This is a genomic window from Sulfuricurvum sp. MLSB, from assembly GCF_000747095.1.
Taxonomy (GTDB): domain Bacteria; phylum Campylobacterota; class Campylobacteria; order Campylobacterales; family Sulfurimonadaceae; genus Sulfuricurvum.
The window spans coordinates 11,463-30,273 of the sequence record NZ_JQGL01000006.1 but is presented as its reverse complement, the minus strand read 5'-3'; the positions used below and the strand labels follow the sequence as shown (position 1 = coordinate 30,273).

The window sequence follows — 18,811 nt, the reverse complement described above, 5'->3', positions numbered from 1 at the left end:
GATGGAAACGGTACTGAATTTCAGCGATCCGTTCACATGGGTGTTCTATGGAACGGTCATGATCGGTATGGGGATGACTATGTTCGCCAACACAGCTGTCGCGTTACTGGGGATCCTTATTCTTTTCATGAATACCCTGATCCTTCAGAGCAATCTTGAGGATGAGGCCAACAAGCGGTTCGTTTATGAGGAGTTTAAACAAGGCCACAGCATCGAGTGCGGGTTGTGGAGAGGAACACGAACCATCGCCGATCCGGCCAACGGGTGGATTCTTGTAGAGGGACAGTTCATCAAAGGCGATACCGTCTTGAACGATGCGGGACTCTGCAGCGTCCGGGGCAAAGAGTTTCCCTCGTCTATGGCGTTTGAACCGCTGATCTTTTTCCTTTTCTCGACGGCCATGTCGCTGTTGGCCCGTCTTGGGATACGTGCGGGAACGGGACTATCCTACTGGTCGGGCAAAAGAGTGATTAAAAGCACTGAAAAGACCAATCCCCAGGAGGTGAACGATGCGCGTTCTTGATTGGCTTCAACTGCACCATTTTTTTGAAATCTTTCTGGTGTTCGCACTCATGAGCGGGGCGATGATCCTGGTGATCCTGATGATCAAGGTGGGATGGAACACGATCTTTGAAACCGGTTTCATGAAACGGGGGGCATCAGAGCTACCCGAAAGGATCCAGGAGAGGATCGAATCGATTGTCGAAGAGCTTCTCCGGGTCAGGGAGTTCGATACCGCGATGATCCTGATGGAAAAACAGCGACTCAAGAAGCTGGAGCTTCAGGAGCTCGGATTGAAGGTACACCTGCTTGAGGCGTGCGCAAAAGGAGAACACCCATGCAGCCCAACGTCATCTATCTGAGCGACGCGTCGTTTGATCCTGATACCGGCCATGCCGGCATCGGCATCAAAAACCTCTCCAGCGGCCAGACCCACTCCCTCAGCCTCTGCGCTACGGGAGTCAACGAGGCTGAAGAGATGGCCCTGATCTGCGCGATCGAGCATGCGCTCTTGAATAACCATCGCAACAGTGTCTTTGTCTATGACAACATCAACATCGATACCGAAGCATTAAAGGGATTTTATGCGCCGATGTTCGAGAAGATCCAGTTCATGTGGTTCAAGCGCGAATACCTAAAAACGGTGGACCGCCTGGCATCGCAGGCACGGCCTAAAAAAGAGAAGCTGCCCCATCTTGCATTGCTGGAATCGCATCTTGGCTCCTTGAGCGAGCAAATGCTGGTGGCGATGTTCATGCCCCTTGCCCGGGGCGATACCTACGGGTTTCTCTGCTCCATCAGCCAGGCGGCCCCTTTTTACAAAGAGCTGCCCAAAGGGATGAACAACGCGAACAAGCTGGTCCTATCGCTGCTCAGACAACTGGGCTCAAAGACGCTCAGAGACAAACTCCATGAGCGCTTCGGAAATGTCCATGCGATTAAACGGATTGCTCTGGATAACTTTCTAAGAGAAGTGCGGTTCGATGAGAGCTGGATAGAGGATGCCAGAAACGAATGCCGCGCCCTGGTGTGCGCATAGAGGAGGAAGGAATGGAATTTAACAGTGTATTCAATCCCGCAGTTATTCTGCTGGGCAGCATGATATGGATCGGTCTGTTTGGGCTGTACGGGTTGTATCTTGAGAGAAAAGATCAAGAGAATGATCAGAGTGAATACGACGATGATGAGAACACTCTATCGTAGTGTCAAAGGCAAAGAGCGCCGATACACCATCGAGCTTGTCTCCTCTCTGTTTGGGGAGTGGGTGGTGATCCGAACCTTTGGATCCTCCTCCAAAATCTCCCCCAAAGGGGTCATAAAAACCTATTACGGGAATCAGGAACAAGCAGAAGAATACTTACAGATCCTTCTGCTTCAAAAAACTAAAAAGGGGTACCGCCCCCAAAAGAATGAAACGTAAGGAGAAACCATGTTTATTTTAAAAATAATCGCAGCGTTTGCTGCAGTGATCGCACTCTATCGGTTTATGCTGTGGTTCAATAGCTTCACCTACAAGGAAGCGAAATACCACTTCTTTACAACATACAGCTTCGGATGGTACGCCGCCTCGTATGTGGCGATGTATGCGGGATACCATATGGCCAGGTCCAACTGGCAGGGTGATCCGCTGAATGGGATGATTATTCTCTTCATCGGTCTGTGGATATTCATTGTCCAGATTCGGAACAATTTCAAACACACCCGGCCGCTTGTTGCACTGGCAGGAAGCCTAGCACAGAGCATCCTCTATATCCCGATGACGCTGCTGGGACTCATCGCGCTGTTTGTTGCCCTGGCGGCCGCTTCAGGGATCCGTCCGGTCTATTGTCTCAACGGAGACTGATATGGAGCTCTATGTTATTGCGATCATGGCTTTCACCATAGCGTCGGGTATAGTAATTTATTGGTTCTATCACGAAAATCAGGTACGTGTACAGCAAAAACATGTCAAAGATCAAGAAGAACTCGAACGCTGGGAAAGAGCCGGCAATGATCCCCGGATGATCGAGCATTACAAGTATGTTGCCCAAGAAGATTTCCCCCCATCAAAACCTTTCATTCCTCCCGAAGATCGGAATCTACAAGGGGTGCCATATAGCCGGGAGGCATGGAGGCTTATCCTGCCCGATGCGGCGATGAGGGAACTCAGCCTCGCTTTCGGGGAAAATAGTGAAACCGCCTATCGCGTCAAACGCTCGATCGAGCTCTCTATTGAACACCTGATGGAAGAGCTGGCCGATGACGCCGAGTGTGCGAGGATCATCGAGGAGAGGATTGGAACGGGCGCGGAATGTAAAACATTCGACTTTCAATCCTATGCCGAAAAACGCAACCGGCGGTCTGAAGAAAAGAGAGAAGACGATCATGGAAACGTTTGAGCTCTATCTGCCGATGGGACTTTTTGGGCTGATGTATCTCGTTGGGCTGTATCTTCTATCAGCCCTCAAAAAATGGTATCCCGTTGTTATCTATACGCTTGCCTATTTTTCCTCGAGTTACGCGGGATATCTGATCAATGGAAAAAAAGGGGTCGTGATCGCCGTAGAGACGGTAGTGATCCTGGCGCTGCTGTATCTGAGGCATCTCATGAACAAACGGGTAGATAAGGCGTTGAAACGAATAGAGGAAAAAGAGCACTTTAATAAAGTATGAGCGGATAATCCAAGTAAGATAAATGTTTTATTTGAAGAGGACTGGGTAATCAGGAAGGAGGTCTTTGACCTCCAGGCTCCATTCTTTTGCCAAAAGAACAAGATGGGCAAGATTGTAATTGGCCTTGTTCTGACGCAGTTCAATCCGGGCAATAAATGAAGTGGAGTTGTGACCCAGAATATTGGCCAATTTTAACTGACTGATTCCCCGTTCTTTTCGGAGCAGTTTGATATGTTCGGTCAATGCATCATAATACGCTTTGATGTCAGGATGTTCTTCTTTGGACAAATCAAATTTCACTCACTAAAAGATGGGTGATTCTAATGAAATGGATCAAATATAAACAATCACTATTAAGTGAGCGCAAAGAATAGCGAAGATAAAATTTTCGCGATTAATTTAAAAAAAGGATACGCATGAATTCAATAATATCGGCTATTGGAGTTATCGGAATTTTGTTGCTAAGCGGATGTTCGGTTAAAGAGGCTTATATAGCCAAAGGATTAGGAACAAAAGAAAATATAAGAGGTTTGTCTGTAACGCCTACATCAACCTTTGCAAGTTCGCGTTCTATTAATACAACTAATACCCGCTATCTTCAAATTGCGGCAGAAGAAACTCTTCGCTCTGGTTATCGCTACTTTGAATTGTCCATTCCTAAAGTCGTTAAAGATATGTCCATCACTACGCCGGAACAATATTTAGAAAAATGCACTCAAAACAATGCTGCAGGAAATGTTTTATTGCAAGCAGCTGCAGGAAGGCTCTTCTCAAATGATGCTTGTGGTATGTTTGTAACCGATAAAGGTTCATCGGGTGCAATTCGTATGTATAAAGAGAAACCTGCCGACACCGTGGCCGTATTGGATGCAAGCGAAGTGATAGAATACCTAAAATCAAAGCAGCTAATGATAGAGGCTAAAGAAGCCCCGAGCTATTCAGAATTCAAATAAAAAGAGCTTTTATGCCAAAGAAACTCTTATTCATTTCATCTTTGTCAGCACTTCTCATAGGATTGCATGGAGAAGAGTTGCCCAGGAAAAAATTAGCAATCGTGTACGAAGAAGGGAAAACACCTCAGGAATTATTCCATAAAGCATTTGATCTTTTTTCGAAACTGACTCAGACCGGTGAACTGAAATCCGCAAAGCTTGGCAGCGCAAAAATCTTTGGGGAAGTTATTGATGTGCAAACAGCTACAGATAATGCATCTCAAGCCCATTATGAAAGAGATGTGGCCGCAATAGCAGTCAGAAACGCCATTGAAGCGACAAATGTTCCCTATTCAGGACGCTTTAGTATTCTTGCGACCAATCTATTTTTTGGTGATAAGTCACTTGGATATGTTATCAATCCCTACAGGGGATGCTATAACCATAACTATCTGGCAAAAGGGTTTGAAGAAAGCGGTTATCAACTTGTGAAAGAAAATGAAAATCCCGACTTGACAATAAAAATTGGTATTGATGTTTGTATGGCTGAGAATGAATATAAAGAGTATATTCAAAAAAATTCAGCATTAAAAGTCAAGAATCAAACAGCATCTTCCAATGGGTCAAACTCAAGTTTAGGTAATGACCTGATGCGTGCAGGATCGACTGCGCAGTTGGGAACACCAAATGGTGGCGGAAATGCAGGGATGGCAGTAGCTGGGGTTGGCTTGGCGTTGAATATGGCAAATTGGCTTATGACAAAGGCACAGCAAGAGCGAGATATGATCCGCTATCATGTGACGTTTAGCGGTAAAGAAAAAAAAACATTGGAATTTTATCCACTAGTAATTACCAAAAATACGCATAAAGAAGGCCAGCCGATAGATATAGGTTCTTATCAAGAAATTGAAAAATTAGTGTACAGCTCGTTTGTCGGATGGAATATGGCGGATAAAACGTTTGAGGATAATCTCCCTCCATTGCTGCTGGAGAAGGATATTGTTAAGATGACTGAGCAGATGGTCAGTGCTAAAAATAATAAAACAAAGGAAACGAATCAATGATCAATACAAAATCGATTGCACTTTTCTTGGGTGCAGCACTTATGATCGGTTGTTCTGACAATCACGAAAATAAGAATATCAATTCTACAGTAAAGAAAGATATGCAACAAACATCATCCAAAATCGAACCGACTCAATATAAAGTTCTGGATTTGATAATGGGGATGGATAAACAAACACTATTGAAAAAAGGGTTTGATTGCGGTTCATTGGCCTATTCAGGCTATTGTGAAATATATACCCACCCTGAAGCTATAAAAAACAGCTATCAGTCCATCAATAATAACGGGACTATCAACGGGATACAGACTCATCTGGATAAAAATGGGCAAATCTATAAAATTGTTTTGACATCACGCCATACTCATAATCAAAACGATATTCAGCAATTTAAACAGACACTTTCAGAATTATTGGACAATGATCCCAATATTGACGAAAAACTCGATATTATCGATTCTGGATATTTTCAAGGGGCTCAGTTCGTATCGTTGAGTTTTACGGATAAAGCCAGAGAAGTGGCGTTTATGTCTCAAAAAAACGATGCGGCGTCTTCTGCAGCCAAGGATATTAAAAATTTTGGGAAATAACTATTTCTAAAATCCCCCCAAATAATGAGTGGTAATGCTCGCACGATTATGTTTCATTTCCCACGAAACTGCTTGCAGGCTCTGCTCATATGTATAGCCTGCTTTGGCGTATTCCATCATACGACGCTTCGCAAAATTCCATCTCAGCCCGTGCGATCCCTCAGCACTAATCCCTATTTTTTCGCAAGTTGTACGAATATCATGACTGTATTTTTGTCGATTTATTTTGAAATGTTTATTGGTTTGCAAATGGTGCAAAAGACGATTGTAGGTAGTTGTTGAAACCAGTACGTCACCTTCCTTTCCTCCTTTTTCTTTGGTAAAAATAACTCCCTTATCTGTACCGGTGATAGAATCGAATCGTATGCCGTGCAGTTGATCCGATTTGATGAGTGTTACCCCTTCGATTCGTGCACCGCCTTCATGCTGAATAGTAGCTGCAATCCGATGTTCTGGTTGTGTTAGTGATGCGATAAGTACGTGGGGATGTTTATAGGTGCGGTTGTGATAATTATCTGCTACCAGTTTCAAGTCTCGCGAACTATCTAAAATTTTTTGTCGAACCGAAAAATCATAATCACCTGCTTCACCGTATTTAGACAAGGTATGACGTTTTAGCGCAATTTCTAATTTGGCCATGGCTGAAGATATCTTCTCTAAATATTGCTTACTAACATGGTATTCTGACTTGTACTCCATATAAGAAGCGACCATTTCACCCGTAATCAACAATGGATCTTTGATTTTCCAATGTTCACGCAGATAGTGAAAGAAATTATTGAAAACTTCGCGGTACGCTTTGGCGGTCTTATATGAAGTTATGCATTGGTAATGAGGATGTGTCTTATCGACACGTTCTGTTTTTTTGGCACCTTCGACAAAGATAACTTTAATCAGTTCCGCCGATTGGTAATAAACAGATCCTCGCATGTGGTCTTCTCGCTACAGAAATAGTGAACGGATTTAGCCGCCGTCCGGCAGGTTTGTTAAGTCAATCTTCATTTATTATTTACGTGTAAAGAGTAATCACGGCTCTTTTGGTTACGGTGGTACGGATGACCCTTGGGTCATTCTGAGCTCCATCGATTTTTAGATTCATAATATAAAAACGAGGGAACTGTAACATGGAAATTCATTCGATTTTACTCGGAGAGTTTTGTATCGGTAGGTTTTAAAAGTGCTCGGTTTCTATTTTGCAGAAAAATATAGCTTGCAATCCCCAATGGAGGGGATTAGGAGAGTTTAGCGAAATGGCGTATGAAAATGCCGAAAGAAATGGTTTTCAAACGGATATGAAAACGTCAAATTTTTTCCGTGTGCACTATTTCTTTCAAAAATGTATTTACAGTATCCGGAATTTTTGGAATAGATTTTTTCTGTATGTCAGAATCATTCCATTCAGAAGAAAAACTTTTGCTGATTCCATCTCCGTGTGCAACAACCAACAGCTTATCTTTGGTGCTGTACAGATGCCGCAAGTAATATTCACTTAGCACATGGTCCCACGCTTGTGTGATCTCATAGGCACGCAATAAATCGATATAAACGTTCTCACCCTGAATAAATGTACAATGCAGCGATGTGAACGTATCATTTTCAATAGTTCGTTTTACAATACTGAAATATTTGTTTGACTCCATTTTTCGAAGCTTTTCGTTCCCAAACAGCCGAAATGCCGATCTGATATGATTAGACACTTGAATGCTTGGCGAAGTATAAAGATCTTTATAGGTTAAAAACATTCCCAATAAAGTTGGTTTTTTTGGATTGTTGGGTTGCGAGATTAAGTAAAGTTTGAAATCCTCTTGTGCATCTAGTGGGACGATGGCTGTTTCTACATGCTGATACGTACTCATTTGGTGTTTTCCTTTTGATTTGTTATTGAGACTTCGAGTTCTTTCCATTTTTTTTGAATGGTTGACTGTGCAACTGAAAAGCGATGTTTCTTTTTTAGATACAGGGCTATCCGCTCGTAACTGTACATGTGATCCAGTCGAAGTGTGCGGATGATTGCCCAATATCCCATCAGTTTTTCATGTGTAGGGGATTTCTTGGTCAGTGTATTTTTGAATGATACTGCACGTGATGCTGAGAGCTCACGTATTTCATCCAGCGACAACTCACCAAAACTTTTTTTCGTCAGTTTTTTTTCCAAGGAACGTGTTACACCGATAGCTAAAATAAGTGCAGCATAGGTGATATCACTTGTTGTTATGACCCCTTTGTATTTTTGCAGCAAAGAATAAAAAATCTCTTTTTGCTTCTCAAACAGTGCCAACCTCGTTTCCATTGGGCATTTTGCTAAATAGTTAAGATGTCTTCTCTGATCGTCTTGACTGAGTTTGATTAGTTGTTGTAATGAATTTAAACGTTCATTCATTGTTTTGTCTCTCCTTTTAGTTCTGTATTTACGATCCAATTAGCGATGTCGGTGATCTTCCACATCCGCCTTTCCCCATACATAATCCACGGAGGGATTATTTGCTTTTCCAAAATAATTGAGTCTGGAATCGAATCCTTCCCACCAAATAGTTTGCTCAAATATGAGTAACTTCGTCCCCATTCTTTGGGCGCTTCTTTGGCATCCAACACCCATTTTTGATGTTTTTCATACATCTTTTCAACAACCTCTTTTTCGGTCACGATTTTCTCTTTTTCAAAAAGGCCTTTTTGCTTATGTTTTATTTCGTACGATTTCACAAGCTTACAGGAGCATTTTCGCTTGCGGTCTAAAGTCAATAAAATATTGATTTGTATGATTTGTTTTCGATATGATTCATGACAGTCAATAAAATATTGACCTAAAAATATGGAGAAACTTATGCAAGAAATCGCCAAAAGATTAAAAGAAGCACGAGAAAAAATTGGTAAAACACAGGTGGAAATGGCACAAGAGTTTAATTATTCAAAACAAATCTATAATAACCTCGAACACGGAAAACGTAGATTGCAGATTGAAGAAGTGACTATTTTGAAACATAAATTTAAGATTGATCCTAATTGGCTTATTTTTGGAGAAGGAAATATGAAGATAGAAGAGAATGAAAATAAGATCAAGTTAACAGATCTGATACTTGATTTCCAGGAATATGGGGGAGAAGTAGATCTCGTTAGAAAAGAGATTGTCAAAAAAATTTTAGAAAAGTTTTACAAACAAGAAAAAGGTTTCTTTCTATTCAAAAGGAAATCTCACAAATTTGGGAATAGAGTTCATTTTGTACTTATAAAAATCTTGAAAAGTTACAAATACTTTGGTTCGAAGGAAGATTCTAAAAATTTTCTTCGAGATAAAATCGAGGAGTTTTACGATACATCAGCCTTTTTAAAAGACGTAAAAAAAGAGTTATATGCATTATTAGAAAATATAAATAACAAGGATTGCTACTATCTTCTGCATAACCCGGATATTGTGATAGAACAGCTAAAATCAAAAGCTTTATCTTGGGATATTAAATTAAACGATTATTACAATGGAACTGACACAGTTAAAATTGCCGATTAAAAAGTTTCCGTAGGGTGGTTTGATAAAGTATCAAACCACTTCTTATCATATCTTCTAACACGATCTAAGTATCAATCCGCTATAATCGAATCTATTTTAAATGCAACTTTTCCCCCGTGAATTCAAGGATTTTTATGGCAAAAAAAGCCGCCGCCCCTAAAAAACAAAAAAATATCGAGGAGACCCTCTGGGACTCTGCCAATAAGCTACGCGGGACGGTCGAACCGTCCGAATACAAGCACGTCGTCCTCAGTCTCATCTTCCTCAAATTCGCCAGTGACAAATTCGAAGAGCGCCGTGGGGAACTCATCGCCGAAGGAAAAGAAAAATATCTCGAATTCGTCGAGTTCTACGCGATGAAAAACGTCTTTTTCCTCCCGCCGGAAGCGAGATGGAGCTACATCAGCGAAAACGCGAAACAAGACGATATCGCGGTCAAGATCGATACCGCTCTCTACACCGTCGAAAAAAACAACAAAGCGCTCAAAGGGGCGCTCCCCGATAACTATTTTTCCCGTCTGGATCTGGATGTCAGTAAACTCGCGACCCTAATCGATACGATCAATAACATCGACACCCTCAATGACAAATCCCACGACATCATCGGGCGGGTGTATGAGTATTTTCTCTCCAACTTCGCCCTCGCCGAGGGAAAAGGGAAAGGGGAGTTCTATACCCCCAAAAGCATCGTCAATCTGATCGCCGAGATGATCGAGCCCTACCGGGGCAAGATCTACGATCCGTGCTGCGGTTCGGGGGGGATGTTCGTGCAGTCGATGAAATTCGTCGACAACCACCAAGGAAACAAAAAAGACATCTCCGTCTACGGACAAGAGGGGACTTCCACCACCCTCAAACTGGCGAAAATGAATCTCGCCATTCGGGGGATCAGCGGAAATCTCGGAGACAACGCCGCCAATACGTTTAGTAAAGACCTCCATACCGATCTCAAAGCCGATTTCATCATGGCCAACCCTCCGTTCAACCAAAAAGACTGGCGTGCGGATAATGAACTCACCGACGATCCGCGCTGGAGCGGTTACGAGGTTCCGCCGACGTCCAACGCTAACTACGCGTGGATTTTGCACATGGTCTCCAAGCTCTCCCAAAACGGGGTCGCCGGATTTATCCTCGCCAACGGCGCCCTCTCGGGTGACGGAGTCGAAAAGGCGATCCGGGCGAAGCTGATCGAGAACCGTTTGGTCGAAGCGATTGTTATTTTGCCAAGAGATATGTTCTACACGACGGATATCAGTGTTACGCTTTGGATTCTAAACAAAAACAAAAAAGCCCATACGGTAGAGCACGGCGATGTCGTTCGCCGTTATCGTGACCGTGAAGATGAAGTGCTTTTTATGGACTTGCGCCAGGTCGGTGAGCCGTTCGAGAAAAAATTCGTGCAGTTCAGCGAAGCGCATATCCGCGATATCGCCCGTACCTATCACACGTGGCAGTGTGTCGAAGAGGGATACGAAAACATCCCCGAATACTGCTACAGCGCCACGATCCAGGAGATCAAAGCCAAAGATTATTCTCTCGTCCCCAGCAAATACATCGCGTTTGTCAACCGCGATGAAAACATCGATTTTGATGAGAAGATGCAGACGTTGCAATTTGAATTTGCCGACTTGCTCCGAGCCGAAGAGGAATCGAAAAAAGAGTTGTTAAACGTGTTCAAAGAGTTGGGTTATGCGATCGAACTATAAGGATCTTGGCAAATATATTCGTCAAGTAGATACTCGCAATGTTGAAGATAAGCAAGAAAATCTCTTAGGTGTTTCAACGCAAAAAAAATTTATTGAATCTATAGCAAATACGGTTGGAACTGATTTCAAGAAATATAAAGTTGTTAAAAAGTATCAGTTTACCTACGTTCCAGATACTTCACGCCGTGGTGATAAAATTGGAATTGCAATGTTGGAAACACATGAAGAAGCTTTGGTTTCTCAAGCTTATACGGTTTTTGAAATTATCGATTCTGAAGAATTACTTCCCGAATATTTGATGATGTGGTTTCGCCGTCCCGAATTCGATCGTTATGCCCGTTATATGTCACACGGCAGCGTGCGGGAGATTTTTGGCTGGGAAGAGATGTGTGATATTGAACTTCCTATCCCCTCGATCGAAAAACAGCGCGAGATCGTGCGGGAGTATCATACGATCACCGAGTGTATCCGCCTTAACGAACAGTTGAACCAAAAACTTGAAGAGACAGCACAAGCGCTCTATCGGCAGTGGTTTAATATGGACGAAGTCATTGATACAGAAAATAGTACGACATTGGAACAATATATCGAGTTTAATCCGACACATTCAATCAAAAAAGACACTTTATGTAGTTATGTAGAAATGGCTGACGTACAGGAAGACAGTCTAAGTATTAAACAGGTAGCCAAGCGTCCTTATACTGCCGGCTCTAAATTTCAAAATGGTGATACATTGCTGGCACGAATAACTCCGTGTCTTGAAAATGGTAAAACGGCATTTGTCGATTGTTTAGAAGATGGTGAAATAGCTTTTGGCTCGACTGAATTTATTGTAATGCGTGCTAAAAATGCCATTAGCCCGTTTTGGATCTATTGTTTTGCCAGAGATGAGCAGTTCAGAACTTATGCAATCAGCAGTATGATAGGTTCTTCAGGAAGAGAACGTGTGCATAGTGATTATTTAAATGAATATCCGATTATGAAAATCGATTTGAATACAATGCAAAAATTTCATGAATTTGTTCAGCCAATTTTTGAACGCATAAAAGCCAAATCTAAAGAGACTCAGCTTTTGAATACCATGCGACAAATTTTGCTTGCGAAAATGGCAACGATTGAAGTTGAAATACCGAAAGAAAGGGATTGATATGACATTAAAATCCATTGTAATTCACGAGATTACCAAAGAAGCAGGCAGTACCAATAGTGCGAGTATATATCTTTCAAATGATACCTTAGATGTTACGAATGAAAATGTTAAAAGAATTGTCAATTCTCTTGAAGAATCTTTTGCAAGAAAAACTGTTAAACGAGCGAAGTTCGCCGATGGAGGATTTCAAGATCGTGTAGAGTCATTCGAAAGTTTTGAAATTTTATCTCTTTCTCGCAATTTGACTGAAAATCTGAAAGACCGTATAGATGGTATTTCGGCAGCAAAAGGCGGTTATCTTGTTTTTGCAGAGTATGCTTCAAATCATGATTTCTTAGCACTTTTCCTTGTAAGAAATACGGATGGATCCAAATTGACGCCCAATGCTGGTAGCTGGGATCTGAATTCTACGCAATATCTCGATGTTGAACATTTTGCAATGGGTGCAAAAATCAATCTTTCAATTTTGAATGGTACGTCAGAAGACAGGTACGTTTCCCTTGTCCGTGGTAATACTGATATATCGCATTACTTTGAAGGCTGGATAGGACTTGATGATACGAAGCAGGAAAATAAAGATGCTGAAGCTTTATATGATGTTGCTAATCAAATCGATTTGCCAGCAGGTGTAACGAGAGAAGAACTCAAGAAAAAGATTTTTGACTACACCAAAAGTCATAGAGACCGAGTGATTAATCTGCGAGAACTCAGTCAATACTTGTATGCAGATGAAAATAAGATTTCAAACTTCTGCTCAGAAAATAATATTGACATCGATGGAGAGTTTAAACTCACTGGTAGCAACTTGCAAAAGTTTTATAAGGTCTCTGTAAAAGCTGATAACATTGAACTTACTGCTCCCAGAAGTAGTTTTAACCCCAATGCAATTCGAATAGTTGATGGCTCCGTAGTCATCAATTCTCCAGGCTTAGTCCAGCAAATTCAAAATGCATTGAATAATCACGGAAGAACCGATTAAAAATGAATGACGTTTCAAAGCTATTTAATCTTCTCGTACAATGTAATGACATTTCAGACAATGACCTGGAAATCGTTTCAAAAGAACTCGAAAATTCAACTGAAATTCTTGCTGAATATTCGATAACGTATGAGAAGCATGCTGAAGGCATTTATATCGACTTATCTATTCAGCCATTACATATCTACAAAACAAAAAAAGATTGTTTATTGCATTATGCAGATCAAACGTCCGATAAGCCTATTATCATCCTTCAAGATCAAATCTATTTTCAAGATGGTCATGCCGATGAAAATCTATTTTTTGAAAACTTGATTTTTGCATCCAAAATACAAAAACTTCTTATTGAAAAAGAGATTGCTTCATACCACGATATATTGCATGAAAAATTTATTTTTTTATCAGAGAAGAGAGGCAAGATAGAGGTTGGTTACAAAGACAAATCTTTGGATTTCTATGAAAGGAATCATGAGTTAAAAGAACTCTATCACAAGCTGTCTATAAAATGTCAGGAAAATGAATATTTGAGTTTTTTTCGAGACAATATGATTGAAAAAGTTCAGGATTGCAAAGATATTAACTACCGCTTCATTACTGCTTTGGAAAATTTGGCAAAAATTGTAGAAAAAGCCAATAGAGAATTTGAACTTTATAAAAACAAATTTTCATTTGAAGAATTCCAATCAAAGTTAGATGAGGAAAAGGACAAATATTTTAAAACGTTACAGGATTCACTCTCCGAATTTTTATCTAAAGTGAACTCACTTCCAATACAGTTTGGAGTATATATTTATCTATTATTTAGATTTGAAAAAGAACCGTATCCTCTATTGATTGCTTCTGGCATAATTTTTGTTTGGAGCCTTTTTAGTTTCTTCACCATTAGCACAATGAAAAAAGGTATTTCTGATTTAAAAGTGAGATTTGATCATGTATTTCAGTTGATTTCGGAAAAATCTGGAATTGATAAAGAGGTATTGGTTAAAGAACAAGATGGAGTAAACGGAAGAGTTCGAAGCATTTTAAAACTTACGAGTATATATCAATCGGTCGTTATTGTTTTTACGGTCGGTTTTATTCTAATGGCTATATATTTGATTGATTTGGCTTCTCCTCATTTTTTTGAAGTTTTGATACATCCGATAAGAGCTTTTTGTTCTGGGATCAATTTATGAAACTCACCGCACACGAAAACCACGACACCGAATTTAAACAATCCTGGCGCGACGAGTATATCCAGTGGATCTGCGGATTTGCCAATGCCAAGGGGGGTACGATCTACATCGGTGTCGATGATGTGGGTGAGATCGTCGGGATCGACAATGCCAAAAAACTGCTCGAAGACATCCCCAACAAAGTCCGCGATCTGCTCGGCATCATCGTCGATGTCCAGATGGATGAAGCGCAGGGGCGACAATACCTCTCCATCGCTACCGAACCCTATCCGTATCCCGTCAGCTATAAGGGGCAATACCATTACCGTACCGGTAGCACCAAACAAGAGCTCAAAGGCGCAGCGCTGGATCGGTTTTTACTCGAAAAACAGGGGAAACGGTGGGACGGTGTACCGATACCGTATATCAAGCGCACCGATTTGGACCCCTCGGCGATCGAGACGTTTCGCCAGCGTGCCGCCAAGAAAGAGCGTCTGGATGTCGATATCCTGAACGAAACGGACGAGGAACTGATCGACAAACTTCATCTCATCGACGGGGAGTATCTCAAGCGTGCCTCGGTACTGCTGTTTGCCAAAGATGCCGAAAGATACATCACCGGTGCCTACATCAAGATCGGGTATTTTAAAACAGACAGCGATTTGCGCTTTCACGATGAGATCCACGGCAATCTGTTCGATCAGATCGAAAAGACGATCGATCTGCTCTATACCAAATACCTCAAAGCCGATATCACCTACGAGGGGATACAGAGGATCGAGACGTTCCCGGTCTCAAAACTCGCTTTGCGTGAAGCGCTCATCAATGCCGTGGCGCACAAGGATTACGGCAGCGGTACCCCGATCCAGATCAGCGTGTACGATGACAAGCTGATGATTTGGAATGCCGGGGATCTCCCGCAGGGGTGGAGCGTGGAGACGCTGAAACAAAAGCACCCGTCCAAGCCGTTTAACCCCGATATCGCCCATATCTTTTTCCTCGCAGGGCTTATCGAATCCTGGGGGCGCGGTATCGATAAAATCATCAGCGAATCGGTAGCCTACAACCGTGTCGAGCCGACCCTTCGATACGATAACGGTCTGTGGATTTCTTTTGGGTTTATACCGGCAGCCGATGAAGCGGTAGAAACTAGGGGAAAAACTAGGGGAAAAACTAGGGAGAACATTCTCGAAACTATGAGAAAAACCCCTTCCGTTACGATGGAAGAGTTGGCTGAGGCCGCGGGCATCAGCACCAAAGGGATCGAATGGCAGATCCAAAAACTCAAATCCGAGGGGATTATCAGACGGATCGGATCGGCCAAAGGCGGGCATTGGGAGGTGACAGGTGAGTAGGTTTACCGAAGGGCGGCTGGAACAGGCGATCATCGAGCTGCTGGGCGAAGAGCAGATTACGCACGTATCGGGTGAAACGATCATCAGAGATCCGCAGGGCGTTTTGATCGAAGAGGATCTGCGATCCTTTTTATCCACACGATACGCATCCGATGGGATCACACCCAATGAAATCGATGGGCTGATCCGCAAGCTGGAACTCCTCCCCCACTCGGATCTGTATGAGAGCAATAAAGCGATTATGAAGATAGTCTCTGACGGATTTCTCCTCAAACGCGAAGATCGCTCCCAAAAAGATCTCTATGTTCAGCTGATCGATTATACGGATGTCGATCGAAACCATTTCAAAATCGTCAATCAGCTGGAGATTCAGGGGTATGAACTGCGTATCCCCGATGGCATTCTCTATATCAACGGATTGCCGCTCGTGGTATTCGAATTCAAAAGCGCGATTCGTGAAGAGGCAACGATTCACGATGCGTTTATCCAGCTCACCGTACGGTATCGGCGGGATATCCCAGAACTGTTCAAATACAATGCGCTGTGCGTCATCAGCGACGGGGTAAACAGCAAAGCGGGGTCGTTTTTCGCTCCGTATGAATTTTTCTATGCGTGGCGCAAGATCACGGGTGATGAGTCGATCGAACGCGATGGGATCGATTCGCTCTATACGATGATCAAAGGGCTCTTTGGGCGGGATCGATTGTGCGATATCATCCGCCATTTCATCTATTTCCCCGACACCTCCAAAAAAGAGGAAAAGGTCGTATGCCGCTATCCGCAGTACTACGCGGCCACAAAACTCTATGCCAATATCATGAAACACCGCAAACCCGAAGGAGACGGGAAAGGGGGGACGTATTTCGGTGCGACGGGGTGCGGTAAAAGCTATACGATGCTCTATCTGAGCCGTTTGCTGATGAAAAGCGTCGATTTCGCGAGTCCGACCATCGTCCTCATCACCGATCGAACCGATCTGGACGATCAGCTCTCCGATCAGTTTACCAATGCCAAAGGCTACGTCGGCGACGATGCGATCATCAGCGTGGAGAGCCGGGCGCAGCTGCGTGAACTCCTCAAAGGACGTTCCAGCGGCGGAGTCTTTTTGACGACGATCCACAAATTTACCGAAGACACCGAGCTGCTGAGCGAACGCAACAACATCATCTGTATTTCGGATGAAGCCCACAGGTCACAGACCAATCTGGATCAGAAAGTAAGCGTCACCGAAAAAGGGGTCAAACGAAGCTACGGATTTGCCAAATATCTGCACGATTCGCTTCCGAATGCAACGTACGTCGGATTTACAGGGACGCCGGTCGATGCCACTCTCGACGTATTCGGGGAGGTCGTCGATTCGTATACGATGAGCGAATCGGTCAAGGATGAGATTACCGTCCGTATCGTCTATGAAGGGCGTGCGGCAAAAGTGCTTCTCGACAACGGCAAGCTCAAAGAGATCGAAAACTATTACAACGAATGCGCCGAAGAGGGAACCAGCGAATATCAGATCGAAAAGAGCAAAAAAGCCAACGCCAAAATGAATGTTATCCTGGGCGATCCGGATCGGATCAAAGCGCTGGCGGGAGATTTTGTAGCCCATTACGAAAAGCGCGTTTCAGAAGGCTCGACGGTCAAAGGCAAAGCGATGTTCGTATGCAGCAGCCGTCCGATCGCCTATCAGTTCTACAAAGAGGTCATTGCACTGCGTCCGGAGTGGGCAGAAATCCGAGTATGCGACGAAGGTGCCGAACTGAGCGAAAAAGAGCGCCAGGAGATCAAACCGATGGAGCGGATCAAAATGATCATGACGCGGAACAAGGACGATTCCGAAGAGCTGTATCGTATGCTGGGGACCAAAGAGGATCGCAAAGAGCTGGACCGGCAGTTTAAAAACGCCAAATCCAATTTTAAAATCGCGATCGTCGTCGATATGTGGCTGACGGGATTCGATGTCCCTTTTCTCGATACGATCTACATTGACAAACCGATCCAGCGGCATAACCTCATTCAGACGATTTCGCGCGTCAACCGCAAATTCGAGGGGAAAGAAAAAGGGCTTGTCGTCGATTATATCGGGATCAAAAGGCAGATGAACCTGGCACTTGCCCACTATTCGAAAGGAGAAAGTACCAATTTCGAAGAGATCGAGCAGTCGATCGTGGTGGTCAAAGATCATCTCGATTTGATCGGAAAAATTTTTCACCATTTTGATGCGGCTTTGTATTTCCGAGGATCACCGTTGCAGCAGCTCCAAACGCTGAATATGGCAGCGGAATACGTGCAGATCACTCAGGAGATCGAAAAGCGGTTTATGTATCTGGTCAAGCGCCTCAAAGCAGCCTACGATATTTGCAGCGGAAGTGAAGTCTTTAGCCAAAGTGAACGCGATACGATCCACTTTTATCTGGCGGTTCGTTCGATCGTATTCAAACTGACCAAGGGCAATGCTCCCGACGTCGCGCAGATGAACGCCAAAGTCCGGGATATGATCAAAGACGCTTTGGAAAGCGACGGGGTCGAGGAGATTTTTAAACTCGGTGACGCACAGCAATCGCAAATCGATATTTTCGATGATGAGTATCTGGCAAAGATCGAGAAAATCAAGCTCCCCAATACCAAAATCAAACTGTTGCAGCAGCTTTTGACCAAAGCGATCAACGATTTCAAAAAAGTGAACAAAACCAAAGGGATCGACTTTTCCCAAAAGTTCAAAGCGCTGGTTGACATGTACAATGAACGTAAAGAAGCAGATGTATTGCGCAGTGAAGTCCTCGAAGACTTTACCGATCAAATTATCGACTTGTATCATGCCCTGAAAAAAGAAAAAGAGTCGTTTGCCGACATGGGCATCGATTTCGAAGAAAAAGCGTTTTATGACATCCTAAAGGCGATGGCACACCGCTATGATTTTTACTATCCCGAAGAAAAACTGCTCCATCTGGCCAAAGAGGTCAAACTCGTCGTGGATGACAAAGCCAAATATACCGACTGGAGTCAACGTGATGATATCAAAGCTGAGCTCAAAGCCGATCTGATTATCCTGCTGGCAGAAAACGATTATCCGCCAATTGATAGAGATGAAGTGTATAAAGAGATTTTTGAGCAAGCTGAGAATTTTAAAAAATATCGCCAAGCAGGGTTATGAAAGTCTAAGAGAATGATAGCAAGTCAAATTCCAGAGTGAGAAGGGAGGAGATGACGCAGTTAGGGGCTTCAAAGCTCC

At 43.1% G+C, this 18,811-nt stretch carries 23 protein-coding genes; 18 read left to right on the top strand and 5 right to left on the bottom strand.

All coding sequences use genetic code 11. The features are described from left to right. Position 1 precedes the first annotated feature (1 nt). The 8 genes from JU82_RS00410 to JU82_RS00380 are packed head-to-tail and all read left to right on the top strand — an operon-like array spanning position 2 to position 3,153. Entirely contained in the window at positions 2-523 is a 522-nt protein-coding gene (locus JU82_RS00410; RefSeq protein WP_037945503.1) for a hypothetical protein, read from the top strand. Continuing rightward, complete coding sequence (locus JU82_RS00405) at positions 510-863, top strand: hypothetical protein (protein ID WP_037945501.1); 354 nt, start codon at positions 510-512, stop codon at positions 861-863. The genes JU82_RS00410 and JU82_RS00405 overlap by 14 nt, the downstream gene beginning before the upstream one ends. After that, on the top strand, positions 839-1,540 hold the full coding sequence (locus JU82_RS00400) for a hypothetical protein (RefSeq protein ID WP_037945500.1): 702 nt from the start codon (positions 839-841) through the stop codon (positions 1,538-1,540). Before JU82_RS00405 ends, JU82_RS00400 begins: the two co-directional genes overlap by 25 nt. An 11-nt stretch (positions 1,541-1,551) precedes the next feature. Then, a complete protein-coding gene (locus tag JU82_RS11505; protein WP_294891875.1) occupies positions 1,552-1,704 on the top strand; it encodes a hypothetical protein in 153 nt (50 codons plus the stop codon). After that, positions 1,661-1,921: a WGR domain-containing protein gene (locus tag JU82_RS00395; RefSeq protein WP_294891874.1), complete on the top strand. Its 261-nt coding sequence runs from the start codon at positions 1,661-1,663 to the stop codon at positions 1,919-1,921. Before JU82_RS11505 ends, JU82_RS00395 begins: the two co-directional genes overlap by 44 nt. Before the next feature lie 45 nt (positions 1,922-1,966). Continuing rightward, positions 1,967-2,344, top strand: coding sequence for a hypothetical protein (locus tag JU82_RS00390; RefSeq protein ID WP_294891872.1), 378 nt, complete (start codon positions 1,967-1,969; stop codon positions 2,342-2,344). A 1-nt stretch (position 2,345) separates the two neighbouring features. Then, positions 2,346-2,879: a hypothetical protein gene (locus JU82_RS00385; protein ID WP_037945496.1), complete on the top strand. Its 534-nt coding sequence runs from the start codon at positions 2,346-2,348 to the stop codon at positions 2,877-2,879. Beyond that, positions 2,866-3,153: a hypothetical protein gene (locus tag JU82_RS00380; RefSeq protein WP_037945495.1), complete on the top strand. Its 288-nt coding sequence runs from the start codon at positions 2,866-2,868 to the stop codon at positions 3,151-3,153. Before JU82_RS00385 ends, JU82_RS00380 begins: the two co-directional genes overlap by 14 nt. 27 nt (positions 3,154-3,180) lie before the next feature. On the opposite strand, the gene JU82_RS00375 is transcribed toward JU82_RS00380, so the two are convergent. Continuing rightward, positions 3,181-3,441 (bottom strand): helix-turn-helix transcriptional regulator, encoded by a 261-nt coding sequence (locus tag JU82_RS00375; protein ID WP_037945567.1) that lies wholly within the window; start codon positions 3,439-3,441, stop codon positions 3,181-3,183. Positions 3,442-3,569: 128 nt separating this feature from the next. On the opposite strand from JU82_RS00375, the gene JU82_RS00370 reads away from it, so the two are divergent. Genes JU82_RS00370 through JU82_RS00360 form a run of 3 tightly spaced genes read left to right on the top strand, consistent with a single transcriptional unit; the run spans position 3,570 to position 5,739 of the window. Beyond that, positions 3,570-4,106, top strand: coding sequence for a hypothetical protein (locus tag JU82_RS00370; RefSeq protein ID WP_037945494.1), 537 nt, complete (start codon positions 3,570-3,572; stop codon positions 4,104-4,106). A gap of 11 nt (positions 4,107-4,117) precedes the next feature. Then, positions 4,118-5,149, top strand: coding sequence for a hypothetical protein (locus tag JU82_RS00365; RefSeq protein WP_037945493.1), 1,032 nt, complete (start codon positions 4,118-4,120; stop codon positions 5,147-5,149). Continuing rightward, complete coding sequence (locus JU82_RS00360) at positions 5,146-5,739, top strand: hypothetical protein (RefSeq protein WP_037945491.1); 594 nt, start codon at positions 5,146-5,148, stop codon at positions 5,737-5,739. Before JU82_RS00365 ends, JU82_RS00360 begins: the two co-directional genes overlap by 4 nt. 6 nt (positions 5,740-5,745) lie before the next feature. Here the strand turns inward: JU82_RS00360 and JU82_RS00355 are convergent, their stop codons facing one another. From JU82_RS00355 to JU82_RS00340, 4 genes are all read right to left on the bottom strand, one after another. Beyond that, positions 5,746-6,669: a hypothetical protein gene (locus tag JU82_RS00355; RefSeq protein WP_037945489.1), complete on the bottom strand. Its 924-nt coding sequence runs from the start codon at positions 6,667-6,669 to the stop codon at positions 5,746-5,748. A 371-nt stretch (positions 6,670-7,040) separates the two neighbouring features. Continuing rightward, complete coding sequence (locus JU82_RS00350) at positions 7,041-7,595, bottom strand: hypothetical protein (protein ID WP_037945488.1); 555 nt, start codon at positions 7,593-7,595, stop codon at positions 7,041-7,043. Beyond that, positions 7,592-8,119, bottom strand: a complete 528-nt coding sequence (locus tag JU82_RS00345) for a hypothetical protein (RefSeq protein ID WP_037945486.1) — start codon at positions 8,117-8,119, stop codon at positions 7,592-7,594. Before JU82_RS00345 ends, JU82_RS00350 begins: the two co-directional genes overlap by 4 nt. Beyond that, positions 8,116-8,382, bottom strand: coding sequence for a hypothetical protein (locus JU82_RS00340; RefSeq protein WP_037945485.1), 267 nt, complete (start codon positions 8,380-8,382; stop codon positions 8,116-8,118). Before JU82_RS00340 ends, JU82_RS00345 begins: the two co-directional genes overlap by 4 nt. A gap of 178 nt (positions 8,383-8,560) precedes the next feature. Between JU82_RS00340 and JU82_RS00335 the strand changes: the two genes are divergently transcribed. From JU82_RS00335 to JU82_RS00305, 7 genes are all read left to right on the top strand, one after another. Next, the gene (locus JU82_RS00335; protein ID WP_037945483.1) at positions 8,561-9,241 is read left to right on the top strand and encodes a helix-turn-helix transcriptional regulator; all 681 of its coding nucleotides are present in this window, start codon (positions 8,561-8,563) and stop codon (positions 9,239-9,241) included. A gap of 134 nt (positions 9,242-9,375) precedes the next feature. Continuing rightward, a complete protein-coding gene (locus tag JU82_RS00330) occupies positions 9,376-10,947 on the top strand; it encodes a class I SAM-dependent DNA methyltransferase (RefSeq protein WP_037945482.1) in 1,572 nt (523 codons plus the stop codon). Continuing rightward, complete coding sequence (locus tag JU82_RS00325) at positions 10,931-12,094, top strand: restriction endonuclease subunit S (protein ID WP_037945479.1); 1,164 nt, start codon at positions 10,931-10,933, stop codon at positions 12,092-12,094. The genes JU82_RS00330 and JU82_RS00325 overlap by 17 nt, the downstream gene beginning before the upstream one ends. Before the next feature lies 1 nt (position 12,095). After that, the gene (locus tag JU82_RS00320; protein WP_037945478.1) at positions 12,096-13,076 is read left to right on the top strand and encodes a nucleoid-associated protein; all 981 of its coding nucleotides are present in this window, start codon (positions 12,096-12,098) and stop codon (positions 13,074-13,076) included. 2 nt (positions 13,077-13,078) lie between these two features. Beyond that, a complete protein-coding gene (locus JU82_RS00315; protein ID WP_037945477.1) occupies positions 13,079-14,251 on the top strand; it encodes a hypothetical protein in 1,173 nt (390 codons plus the stop codon). Then, on the top strand, positions 14,248-15,585 hold the full coding sequence (locus tag JU82_RS00310) for an ATP-binding protein (protein ID WP_037945476.1): 1,338 nt from the start codon (positions 14,248-14,250) through the stop codon (positions 15,583-15,585). Before JU82_RS00315 ends, JU82_RS00310 begins: the two co-directional genes overlap by 4 nt. After that, positions 15,578-18,733, top strand: coding sequence for a type I restriction endonuclease subunit R (locus JU82_RS00305; RefSeq protein WP_294891861.1), 3,156 nt, complete (start codon positions 15,578-15,580; stop codon positions 18,731-18,733). Before JU82_RS00310 ends, JU82_RS00305 begins: the two co-directional genes overlap by 8 nt. Positions 18,734-18,811 lie beyond the last annotated feature (78 nt).